Here is a 9,086-nt window from a genome sequence, read left to right on the forward strand (position 1 = left end):
CCGGTCATCTTCAGGAATGGATTTCCCGGTCACGTCCGGCGAGGGCGCCGCAGACCGCCATCACCAGCGAAATCAGCGCCACCGCCAGCAGCGGAATATGCCAGTCGCCATTAGCATCGTGGATCTTACCCATCAGCGGCGGCCCGCAGGCGGCCAGCAGATAGCCGACGCTCTGCGCCATCCCTGACAGCGCAGCGGCCTGGTGCGCCGAGCTGGCGCGCAGGCCGATAAACGTCAGGCCGAGGATCATGGTAGCTCCGGAGCCAAAGCCGAACAGCAGCGTCCAGCCGATCGCCAGCCCTGGCAGCAGCCACAGCCCGGCGGCGCTGATGGCGCACATCAGGGCGACCAGCACCGCGATCCCACGCTGGTCGCGCAGCCGATGCAGGATCAACGGTATCGCCAGACCGGGCGCGGCGGTCGCCAGCTGCAGCAGGCCATGCAGCGAGCCGGCCTGCGCTTCGCTATAGCCCATACTCTGTAGAATCGACGGCAGCCAGCCGATAATCACGTAATAGACCAGCGAGTTGATGCCGAGGAACAGCGTCACCTGCCAGGCCAGCGCCGACCGCCAGATCCCCCGATTATGCATGGCGCCTGAGCCGGTCAATGGCGCCTCCGCCCGGCGCCGGGACTGTGGCAGCCAGCTGAGGATCGCCAGCAGCGGGAAGACCATCAGCAGCAACAGCGCGCCGCGCCAGCCGAATCCGGCCATTGCCACGGGAACCACCAGCGCCGAGCCGAGCGCCGCCGCGCCGCCCATCGTCAGGGAATAGGCGCCGGTCATCCGCGCGACATGCTGCGAGAAATCGCGTTTAATCAGTCCGGGCAGCAGCACGTTACCCAGCGCAATACCGCAGCCGATCACCGCCGTGCCGATAAACAGCAGCGCAGCGGAGGGCAGGGAGCGCAGGGCAATGCCGGCGCAGATCAGCAGCATCGCCAGCAGCAGGCTGCGTTCCATGCCGAACCGGCGGGCAACCCCTGCCGCCAGCGGCGAGACAAGGCCAAAGGCCAGCAGCGGCAGGGTGGTGAGCAGCCCGGTCTGCGCGGTGGTCAGGCCATAGTCGCTACGAATCGCGTCCAGCAGCGGCGCCGCGCCGGTAAAGACCACGCGCAGGGTGGTGGCGATGAGCAAGATACCGGCAATCAGCAGCGCGGGGCGGCGGCCGGTAGAGGAGATCATAGAAGACATATCATTTTCAAGGTAACTAACGAGGGGGTTACGATAGCGACTTTGTCCTCTGTTTAAATCAAGCTAAAATGACAGATTATCGCTAATATCGGACAACATGATGATCGGACTGGGTCTGGATGGTTATGAACCGGACAGTGGCCACGAATCGGCCATTGCCTTTCGTATTCAGGTGGTGGAGGCGGAGCAGTATATTCCGGCGCATTCTCACCGTAAGGGGCAGCTGATCCTCGCCCTGCACGGCGCCTTGACCTGCGAGGTAGAGAACGCGATGTGGATGGTGCCGCCGCAGTATGCGGTGTGGGTCCCGGGACAGCTTTCCCACAGTAACCGCGCCACCCCCGGCGCCCAGGTGTGTTTCCTGTTCATCGAACCGGGCGCCGCGCCGATGCCGGACCGCTGCTGTACGTTAAAGATTTCTCCGCTGGTGCGGGAGCTGATCCTCACCCTGGCGGAACGCGGCGGGGAGTTGCTGGCCGCCCCTGCCACGGCCCGGCTGGTGCAGGTTCTGTTTGATGAGCTGCCCCGGCAGCCGCAGGAGCACCTGCAGCTGCCGGTATCAAACCACCCGAAAATTCGTCAGATGGTGACGATGATGGCCGAGGATCCGGCGCGCTGGCAGACCCTGAGCCAGTGGGCGGCGGTGTTTGCGATGAGCGAGCGCAATCTGGCCCGCCTGGTAGTGCGCGAAACGGGGCTGAGCTTTCGCCGCTGGCGCCATCAGCTGCAGCTGATCCTCGCGCTACAGCTGCTGATCCGCGGGCAGACGGTGCAGCAAACGGCTCAGGCGCTGGGCTACGATTCCACCACCGCCTTCATCACCATGTTTAAAAAAGGGCTCGGACAGACGCCGGGCCGCTATCACGGCAGCCTGGCTACGACTTCCCAATAAACAATGAGATGATCCCGGCGGCAATCAGCGGTCCGACCGGGACGCCGCGAAACAGGGCGACGCCGAGTACCGTGCCGACCAGCAGCCCGGCCACCAGATGCGGCTGGGAGCCCATCAGGGAGACACCGCGCCCGCCGAGCCACGAAACAAACACCCCGACCGCAATCGCCAGCAGTGATTTCCAGTTCATAAAGGAGTGGATCAGCGTCGAGGGCGGCAGCGTACCGCTGGCGATAGGCGCCATCACGCCGATGGTTAAAATAATGATCCCGACAGTCAGCCCCTGTTTCTCAATCCAGGGAAAGAAGGTATTTAGCGGTGTAACGCGCACGATAATCAGCACGAGGATGGAGATCGCTACGGTGGTGTTATGGCTGATAAAGCCGAGCGCCGCCAGACCCAGCAGGATCAACAGGGTGGTATCAAACATGTACAGAGGTCCTTGCCAAAAAAAGAAAGCCAAAAAATATCCCGCTTACTCTACGCATCGTGGCGTGAATAAACAGGATTTTCACGCCATGCGGCGAAAATCAGGGCGGATGCCCGGTTAGCTAAGGCGGCGAAAGGTCGCGATCTCCGGTCGGGCGATATGTAAATAATCCTCGGTATCGAGAATGATCGACCGGTCCAGGCGTCCGGCGTTAAAGGCGATTTGTGGAAAGCGCTCAAACAGCAGCGGGTCGGCCACCAGCCGCAGCGCCGGATGGAAGCTGAAGGGGGGAATGGCGCCGAACACGCAGGCGGTGAGGGCATCCACTTCCGCCGGACTGGCCAGCGAGGCTTTGCTGCCGCCGATATGCCGGGCCAGGCTGGCGAGATCGGCCTGCTGATCGGCGGCGAGGATCGCCAGCACATGCTGGTTGACGCCGTTTCCTTTTACTTTACAGACTAGCGCTTTTGCGCCCTGGCCAAGCGCGGTGCCGCGGATCGCCGAGACGGCTTCGCACTGGCCGACCGCGTCATGCGCCATCACCCGGTAGCGCGCCTGGTGTTCGTCGAGCAGCGCGCACAGGCGCTGGTGGATATTACCTTCTACTGCTTCAAGCATAGCGTCCTCCTGACATCATCAAGCCGCCAGCTTAGCGCTGTTGCGTCAGCCTGCCAACGGTGGGCCGGGAAATTCACCATTCGCTCATTATTGCTTCACAGTGCTGTGGTGCAATCTCGCAGGCGCAGCAGATGAGTTTTGTAAATAAAAAAAAGAATGATTTTCATTTTCAATCGAACTTTTTTTATTTCGCTCAGTCTCTATCGGACGACACAGAATATTAATAATTGCCGTAATGAGGTTAGGATGATGCACGATGCAACCATGCAGGGTTCCCCACGCAAGAAGTTTAATAAAATAAGGGAGCTCAACAGACGGCGGAATTACTTTACTAAGAAAGTACGTAATGCCCTGCGGGTGGGAGTGGCGAAAGCGCTCTGGGACCGCCGACGCCGTCAGCCGGTGGATTTATCGTCCGCGAAAACTGTCTTACTCATGCGTAATGAGGGGGCGGTCGGCGATGTGGTGGTGGATTCCGCGCTGGTAAAATGCCTGCATCAGTCAGGTTATATCGTTGATTTTCTACTGACGACCTCTAACAGCCAGGTGATGCGCTATAACCCGCGGATCCGCCATATTTATGAAGCTGAGCCGGTCAATTCCGCTGACTTTTTGCGTAAATTTAACCATAACGTTCCCCGCGACGTCATTAATGAACTGGCTAATAATAAGTACGATATTATTATTGACCCTTCGCTGTTCGATATTCCCGTGCATCGCCTGCGGCTTTTTCGACAAATAAAAGCCAAATCAGTACTCGGGTTTAATAAATGGCCATCGATTAAACATTACTCTCACTCTTTTGATTTTGACTGCCAGCGCTGGCACGTAACGAAGACGTTCGCGTTGATCGCCGACTATCTCCAACTGGACACCCGCGCTCTGGACACTTACGACCTGGCGGTGCCCGGGCCGATTATGCAGGAGGTGGCGCAGTATCTGGCGTCGCTGAGCGGAAAAGCGGTAGTGATTAATATTTTTGCCGGCCATGCCGACCGGAGTCTCTCCCAGACGCAGCTGGCCGAACTGCTCGACAAGCTGCGAACTCGCCATCCGGGGCTGGCGGTTATTCTGCTCGATCACCGGCGTGAGATCCGCATCCCGCTGCCGCCGGAGGTGGTGATTAATCCGTTTAACACGCTGCACCATGCGATGGCGCTGATTGCCCAGGCGGAGCTGATTATCTCCCCGGACACCTCGGTGGTGCATATGGCGGCGGCGTGGAACAAACCGCTGATCGCGGTCTATAAGGACGTTCTGCTCAATAACCGGCTGTGGGCCCCGGGCTATGACAATGCCAGGCAGATCATTGTTAAATGCGGGAAGGTCCATCAGCATCGCGAGCTGGTGGATAGAATTATAGCGGCGCTACCGGAGACGCTGTGAGGGCGATGAGGGGAGGCTGGTAGGGCTCACCTGCTGGCCGTATGCAAGAGCCAGCAGGTGAGCGAAGGTTGCATTGCCAGTCTGCAACCGCCGCTATTGTACTGGTGCCCGCTGCTCTGACACATCCGGGAAAGCTCTTAAAGAGATGGCCGCCGCCAACGACGGGCGGCATCACTCTTCAGTGAGCCACATATCCGCTTCTTCAAACATCTCCTGCACCGTACGGCTGATCAGCTCTTTTTCATGCTTGCTGGCGTCGGTGTTGATCGCCGGCAGCGTCATCATCGGCTTCACCCGCACTTCCGCTTCCGGGAAAATGCGCTGCATGCGTTTGGTCAGTTCGTTAAGAATGGTCTCTCTGGCACCCGGCAGCCCGGCAAAATTGCGCTTGTCATAAATCAGTTCCACAAACATCTTCTGTCCTCTGTATGCTGATCGCGGGCGATAGTTTTACTGTATTAATGTACAGTGTCAAGCGAATGCCGCGGTGCTGCTCATCCGCAACCTCGTGCGGGAGAGGGCTGCGCGCAAAAGCAGCACCTCGTCCGCTGGCGGTCAGGCAGGCCTCACTGACGAGCGGAGGGGATTTCCGCGCTGCAAAGGCGTTATCGCTGATTGCGTAGGCCTGGTAAACGCAGTGACCTTCACCCGAAGCGATGTCATTAACTGCGTACATTCATTTCGCGACGGGCAGGTCTGAATATCGGGTGGTGTAAGCCGGGGAAAGCATTTCACGCTTCATCGCCCAGGATTTTTCGATCCCCTGACCGGCAAACCAGACCTTTCCTTTCCCGGATTGATTTAATTGGTCGATAACGTCCATTAACGCAGCACTATTTTTGCGCGGAGCGTTATCGTCAAATAAGTTTAGCTGCGCTATGCCATTACTGAAGAAATCAGCAAGCATAACACCGGCTTTCATATATCGATAACCATCAATCCAAATTCTCTGCAGGCAGTTTGTGGCACAATTTATAATGTCACGGGTATCATTAGACGGCGTTAATAGCTTCATTGACGCTTGGTTGCCATAATATGTTTCATTAACGGCGTGCGGACTCGTCCGGACAAATACGCTAACGAAGCGGCAAAATTGATGCTCACTGCGTAATTTTTCTGCTGCTCGCTCAGCATAGGCGCAAATGGCTTGATGCATATCTGAATACTGCGTTACCCGGTTGCCAAAAGAGCGACTACAAATAATCTGTTGTTTTGTTGGGGAAAATTCTTGTAGCTCAAAACATGGCTCACCACGCAGTTCGCGAACGGTCCTTTCCAGCACCACATTGAAGTGCTTTTTTATGACCCATAATGAGCTTTCAGCCAGATCCAGAGCGGTATTAATACCCATTAAATTAAGTTTTTTACTCATTTTTCGCCCAACGCCCCAGACCTCTTCAACAGGGACAAGGGCGAGTAGCCTGCGTTGGCGCACAATATTGGATAAGTCGACAACGCCGCCCGTGCCGCGCCATGTCTTGGCGGCATGGTTAGCGAGTTTGGCTAATGTCTTGGTTTGCGCAATACCTACGCCCACCGTTAAGCCAGTATTTTTCAATACGTGAGTTCTTATTTCATGGCCGAAGGTGGATAAGGGGACGCAATTCATTACTCCGGATAAATTAATAAAGGCTTCATCGATGGAATAGATTTCTATTGACGGAGACATTGCCGTGAGCGTTTGCATAACACGGTCACTGAGGTCGGCATAAAGCGCATAGTTAGAACTGAAAAAATGAACACTGGAATAATAAGGGTTATTTTTTATTTTAAAGAAAGGTTCGCCATTTTTTATACCGAGGGATTTCGCTTCGGCAGAGCGAGAAATAATGCAACCATCGTTATTGGACACGACCACAATAGGCTTCCCCTTTAAATCAGGGCGAAAAACCGTTTCACAAGAAGTATAGAAGTTATTGACATCGACGAGGGCAAACATAATTATTTATGCGCTTTATTGCTAAAAATGACCACGCCAAATATTTCTAATTCTTCGGCATTATGAAACGAAATGGAAGCGTAATCGCGATTGTGCGGCACTAGCTGTAAAAAAGGATGAGTGCGAAGTTCTTTCACGGTGAATTCACCTGCGATAGCCGCAATGACGATATCACCATGTACGGCAGACAGTGAGCGGTCAACCACTAAAAGGTCTCCATCACTGATGCCGGCATCACGCATAGACTCTCCGCTGACTTTGATGAAGTAGGTAGCACTCGGATGTTTTATCAATAATTTATTGAGATCCAGCCTGTCCTCAACATAATCCTGAGCGGGGCTGGGAAATCCGCAGGGCACCCTCTCGGAGAAGAGGGGGAGCATGAGTGGGGGCGAAATCTCAGTTGGCCGAGTAAACTGCATGGTATCGATCCTCGAATACTGTTTTTATATACAGTATTATTGAATGTGCTGATGGATCAAGGCGCACGTGACGTTGTTTTTATAACTGCATGAATATAATGATGATTTATGTAAAACATGCCATGTGGTGTTGTTGCTGAACTGCCATCGCTGTGTAGCGCGACCAGTACGCCAATGTTGACGTTTGCCCGGTAAGACGACCGCTGTATTACATGGAGCATGATCGACTCTTTTTTCACCCTCTCTTCAGTATTTAATATTATTGAGAAAGCGAAGGGTATGAGGATGTTTCATTGGAGGATGTTTATAAAATATTGTCACCTTTATCTTTCAGTGTGGAAAGACATTATTTATTTTAACTTAAATGGCTTGACAAATTTGATGGCAAGGATAGATTTGAGCAACTGCTCTAATTTATTGTCATCATCTGCGGGATCCGAAAGTGATACGCTGTGATTAACCATGACACTACATAACCAGGGGATCTACTGACATGAAAATTTTTTTCCAGGGCACCAGACTTAAAAAAGCAAAAATACTAACGGTTGCCTTTTCTTTCGCCTTTTTCACCGCATCGGTGCAGGCAAAGTCCTCGCAATCAGAGAGTTATAATGTCGCCGTTTATCGCGGGGAGGCCGGGTGCCCGGGTTGTTCTGAAATGGTGGTAAAATCGCTGATCGCGACAGGTCTGCCTCTGCACATTTCTTATGTGGGCGAAAAAGAAAAGCTGAAATTAAATGCGCAAACACTGAAAAAATTCGATCTCTATATTCAACCTGGCGGCGGTCAGGATATACCCGGCTCTTATCAAGCCCTGGGTGATGAAGGGGCAGAGGCTATCCGCAATTTTGTGAAAAGTGGCAAATCCTTTCTTGGTCTTTGTATGGGAGCCTATCTTGCCGACAAAGACTGGATAGGGCTTATTGATGCGCCTTTAGAATCAGAGGTGGGGAGACCCGGTTCGCAGGCCGTTGATGAAGGCGATTATACCCTGCAACTGACATGGAATAATAAACAAGAGCCTTTTTACTACCAGGATGGGCCTTATCTCAACAGTAGTATCTCAAGTACTGGATTCCAGCCGATCGCTTACTACAAGAATGGAGATATCGCCATTGGTAAGTACCGGTATGGTAAGGGAAACATCATCCTGTCAGGTCCACATCCTGAAGCCGATGAGACCTGGATAGACAGCGCTGCGCCAGGGAATACGACGGCAGAAAGTAAAATGCAGCGTATTTTAAGTTATCTCAATATAAAAAAGGGTTAACTGATACGCTACCTTGCTTCACCCACTCAGAAATCTTTTTTAAGTATTTTAAAGGCAAGCTCAGATATTTCATTAAGAAAAATGCTGCGTCTGTCTTCTGAATAATCGAGGATCAGCAAGCTGGAATACCCATCAATTAATGTGTTTATTTGTCTGGCTGAGGTAGCGGCGTTTTCCGCAAGGAACTCGCCTTCCTGCATCCCTACGCTAATGATGCCTTCAAGAATAGTGATCCATTGCAGGGAGTAATCGTGCACTAATTTAGCATAATCCGCATCGCGTGCTGCCATTGGCCATAGTTCAAGGTAGAGCAGCCAGTGTGCCGAAGGTGCATCGGGTAACAGCGTTCTGATATAGAGGTTTACTCTTTCACTAGCGCTCATTTTTTCTGACGCGTTTAAAAACGCATGACATTCTTGTATGTCATTTTCAAACATATACTGAATAGTGGATTTCTTGAGCGTTTCCCAGTCTCGATAATAGTGATAGATATGACTTCTGGAAATATTCATTTTCTGCGTCAAATCACGGGTTGAGACATTGCTAAACCCTTTTTCTCTGAACAGTTGTAGCGCAGCTATTTTTATCAACTCAGAAAAATTGGCCGTTTTCAATATTTCAACCTTAATCACTATCCATTAAAGCGCGAACTATATCATAATTTCTGAAACCTTGCACGTGTTCAACATTCGGGGATAGCTGTTAGCATTGTGTTTTTTATAGCATTAACAAAATAACGAAAATCTATTTTGTGGGTCTGGTATAAATTCAGCTGCAGGGAGGTTGCTTTATTATTAGCTATGCGCAGGATGCTATTCCTGCCGCGTGCGGTGGTGGCCGCAACGGTGGAGTGGAAAACCGGGAAAGAGAACGTCGCTATTACCCGGTGAGCTATCATGATGACAACGTGCTTATCGGCAAGGTAGGCGATAAG

General features: G+C 52.8%; 10 protein-coding genes and 1 pseudogene. 3 read left to right on the forward strand and 8 right to left on the reverse strand.

The window, feature by feature from the left end; translation table 11 throughout:
* Positions 1–10 precede the first annotated feature (10 nt).
* Complete coding sequence (locus NKJ21_RS01065) at positions 11–1,186, reverse strand: CynX/NimT family MFS transporter (RefSeq protein WP_162822774.1); 1,176 nt, start codon at positions 1,184–1,186, stop codon at positions 11–13.
* 106 nt (positions 1,187–1,292) lie between these two features.
* Here NKJ21_RS01065 and NKJ21_RS01070 point away from each other — a divergent pair, with 106 nt between their 5' ends.
* On the forward strand, positions 1,293–2,087 hold the full coding sequence (locus NKJ21_RS01070) for a helix-turn-helix domain-containing protein (protein ID WP_008807682.1): 795 nt from the start codon (positions 1,293–1,295) through the stop codon (positions 2,085–2,087).
* On the opposite strand, the gene NKJ21_RS01075 is transcribed toward NKJ21_RS01070, so the two are convergent.
* From NKJ21_RS01075 to NKJ21_RS01085, 3 genes and pseudogenes are all read right to left on the reverse strand, one after another.
* Positions 2,071–2,517 (reverse strand): DUF441 domain-containing protein, encoded by a 447-nt coding sequence (locus NKJ21_RS01075; protein WP_012968512.1) that lies wholly within the window; start codon positions 2,515–2,517, stop codon positions 2,071–2,073. The two genes, NKJ21_RS01070 and NKJ21_RS01075, sit on opposite strands and share 17 nt — an antisense overlap.
* 117 nt (positions 2,518–2,634) lie before the next feature.
* Positions 2,635–3,135 (reverse strand): YbaK/prolyl-tRNA synthetase associated domain-containing protein, encoded by a 501-nt coding sequence (locus tag NKJ21_RS01080; protein WP_008807680.1) that lies wholly within the window; start codon positions 3,133–3,135, stop codon positions 2,635–2,637.
* Positions 3,136–3,230: 95 nt separating this feature from the next.
* Positions 3,231–3,390: pseudogene (locus NKJ21_RS01085) on the reverse strand (hypothetical protein).
* Here NKJ21_RS01085 and NKJ21_RS01090 point away from each other — a divergent pair.
* A complete protein-coding gene (locus NKJ21_RS01090; protein ID WP_174140611.1) occupies positions 3,385–4,521 on the forward strand; it encodes a glycosyltransferase family 9 protein in 1,137 nt (378 codons plus the stop codon). The pseudogene NKJ21_RS01085 and the gene NKJ21_RS01090 sit on opposite strands and share 6 nt — an antisense overlap.
* Positions 4,522–4,692: 171 nt before the next feature.
* Here the strand turns inward: NKJ21_RS01090 and NKJ21_RS01095 are convergent, their stop codons facing one another.
* From NKJ21_RS01095 to umuD, 3 genes are all read right to left on the reverse strand, one after another.
* Positions 4,693–4,935 (reverse strand): DinI family protein, encoded by a 243-nt coding sequence (locus NKJ21_RS01095; protein WP_004203750.1) that lies wholly within the window; start codon positions 4,933–4,935, stop codon positions 4,693–4,695.
* A 262-nt stretch (positions 4,936–5,197) separates the two neighbouring features.
* Positions 5,198–6,460, reverse strand: a complete 1,263-nt coding sequence (gene umuC, locus NKJ21_RS01100) for a translesion error-prone DNA polymerase V subunit UmuC (protein ID WP_008807677.1) — start codon at positions 6,458–6,460, stop codon at positions 5,198–5,200.
* A 2-nt stretch (positions 6,461–6,462) separates the two neighbouring features.
* Positions 6,463–6,882, reverse strand: coding sequence for a translesion error-prone DNA polymerase V autoproteolytic subunit (gene umuD, locus NKJ21_RS01105; RefSeq protein ID WP_254732649.1), 420 nt, complete (start codon positions 6,880–6,882; stop codon positions 6,463–6,465).
* Positions 6,883–7,375: 493 nt separating this feature from the next.
* Between umuD and NKJ21_RS01110 the strand changes: the two genes are divergently transcribed.
* Positions 7,376–8,152, forward strand: coding sequence for a BPL-N domain-containing protein (locus NKJ21_RS01110; protein WP_016160704.1), 777 nt, complete (start codon positions 7,376–7,378; stop codon positions 8,150–8,152).
* 26 nt (positions 8,153–8,178) lie between these two features.
* Here the strand turns inward: NKJ21_RS01110 and NKJ21_RS01115 are convergent, their stop codons facing one another.
* On the reverse strand, positions 8,179–8,766 hold the full coding sequence (locus NKJ21_RS01115; RefSeq protein ID WP_016160705.1) for a TetR/AcrR family transcriptional regulator: 588 nt from the start codon (positions 8,764–8,766) through the stop codon (positions 8,179–8,181).
* Positions 8,767–9,086 lie beyond the last annotated feature (320 nt).

Origin of the sequence: Klebsiella sp. SWET4, assembly GCF_024296565.1 — a bacterium.
GTDB classification, from domain to species: Bacteria; Pseudomonadota; Gammaproteobacteria; order Enterobacterales; family Enterobacteriaceae; genus Klebsiella; species Klebsiella variicola.